At 47.4% G+C, this 2214-nt stretch carries 1 protein-coding gene; it reads left to right on the top strand.

The genetic code is table 11. The features are described from left to right. Nucleotides 1-2214: hypothetical protein (locus HZY83_RS07860; protein ID WP_179943487.1), on the top strand; the 2214-nt coding region annotated here is incomplete at both ends.

Here is a 2214-nt window from a genome sequence, read left to right as displayed (position 1 = left end):
TCGTTGATGCTGATTCACTTGCTGATGTGCTTGCACTTACTGATGCACTTGTTGATGCTGATTCACTCGCTGATGTACTTGCACTTACTGATGCACTCATTGATGCTGATTCGCTTGCCGATGTGCTTGCAGATTCTGACGCACTCATTGATGCCGACTCACTTGCTGATGTACTTGCAGATTCTGACGCACTCGTTGATGCTGACTCGCTTGCTGATGTGCTTGCACTAATCGATGTACTCGTTGATGCTGATTCACTTGCCGACGTACTTGCACTTACTGATGCACTCGTTGATGCTGATTCACTTGCTGATGTGCTTGCACTTACAGATGCACTCGTTGATGCTGATTCACTTGCTGATGTACTTGCAGATTCTGACGCACTTGTCGATGCTGACTCGCTTGCTGATGTGCTTGCACTTTCTGATGCACTCGTTGATGCTGATTCGCTCGCCGATGTACTTGCACTTACAGACGCACTTGTTGATGCCGACTCACTTGCAGATTCTGACGCACTTGTTGATGCTGACTCGCTTGCTGATGTGCTGGCACTTTCTGATGCACTTGTTGACGCTGATTCACTTGCCGATATACTTGCAGATTCTGACGCACTCATTGATGCTGACTCACTTGCTGATGTACTTGCACTTACTGATGCACTCGTTGATGCTGATTCACTTGCTGATGTACTTGCAGATTCTGACGCACTCATTGATGCTGACTCACTCGCCGATGTGCTGGCACTTACTGATGCACTCGTTGATGCTGATTCGCTCGCCGATGTACTTGCACTTACTGACGCACTTGTTGATGCTGACTCACTCGCCGATGTGCTTGCACTTACTGATGCACTCGTTGATGCTGATTCCGAAGCACTAATAGAAGCTGAATCTGAGTTACTTGCTGATTGGCTATTCTCTTCTGATTCTGATTCTCTTGCTGAATTACTTGAAGATTCTGACGCTGATGTGCTGGCACTTACTGATGCACTCGTTGATGCTGATTCACTTGCCGATATACTTGCAGATTCTGACGCACTCATTGATGCTGACTCACTTGCTGATGTACTTGCACTTACTGATGCACTCGTTGATGCTGATTCACTTGCTGATGTACTTGCAGATTCTGACGCACTCATTGATGCTGACTCACTCGCCGATGTGCTGGCACTTACTGATGCACTTGTTGATGCTGATTCACTTGCTGATGTACTTGCACTTACTGATGCACTTGTCGATGCTGATTCACTCGCTGATGTGCTTGCACTTTCTGATGCACTCGTTGATGCTGATTCACTTGCCGATATACTTGCAGATTCTGACGCACTCATTGATGCTGATTCACTTGCTGATGTACTTGCAGATTCTGACGCACTCATTGATGCTGACTCACTTGCCGACGTACTTGCAGATTCTGATGCACTCGTTGATGCTGATTCACTTGCTGATGTACTTGCAGATTCTGACGCACTTGTCGATGCTGACTCGCTTGCTGATGTGCTGGCACTTACTGACGCACTTGTCGATGCTGACTCGCTTGCTGATGTGCTGGCACTTACTGACGCACTTGTCGATGCTGATTCACTTGCCGATATACTTGCAGATTCTGACGCACTCATTGATGCTGACTCACTTGCCGATGTACTTGCACTTACTGACGCACTCGTTGATGCTGATTCACTTGCTGATGTGCTTGCACTTACTGATGCACTCGTTGATGCTGATTCACTTGCTGATGTACTTGCAGATTCTGACGCACTCATTGATGCCGACTCACTTGCTGATGTGCTGGCACTTACTGACGCACTTGTTGATGCTGATTCGCTTGCCGACGTTGACGCACTTTGCGATATTGATTTACTTACAGATTGGCTAGTTTCTACAGATTCACGTGCTGAATCTGAAGCACTCGTTGATGCCGACTCACTCGCTGATGTACTTGCACTAATTGATGCACTTGTCGATGCTGACTTGCTTGCTGATGTGCTTGCACTCACTGACGCACTTGTTGATGCTGACTTGCTTGCTGATGTACTTGCACTCACTGACGCACTCGTTGATGCTGACTTGCTTGCTGATGTACTTGCACTAATTGATGCACTTGTCGATGCTGACTTGCTTGCTGATGTGCTTGCACTCACTGACGCACTTGTTGATGCTGACTTGCTTGCTGATGTGCTTGCACTCACTGACGCACTCGTTGATGCTGACTTGC

It is taken from the genome of Gemella sp. GH3, assembly GCF_013415425.1.
Lineage (GTDB): Bacteria > Bacillota > Bacilli > Staphylococcales > Gemellaceae > Gemelliphila.
Note: the sequence above shows the minus strand (reverse complement) of the source record. Positions and strands in the feature narration are given on the sequence as shown.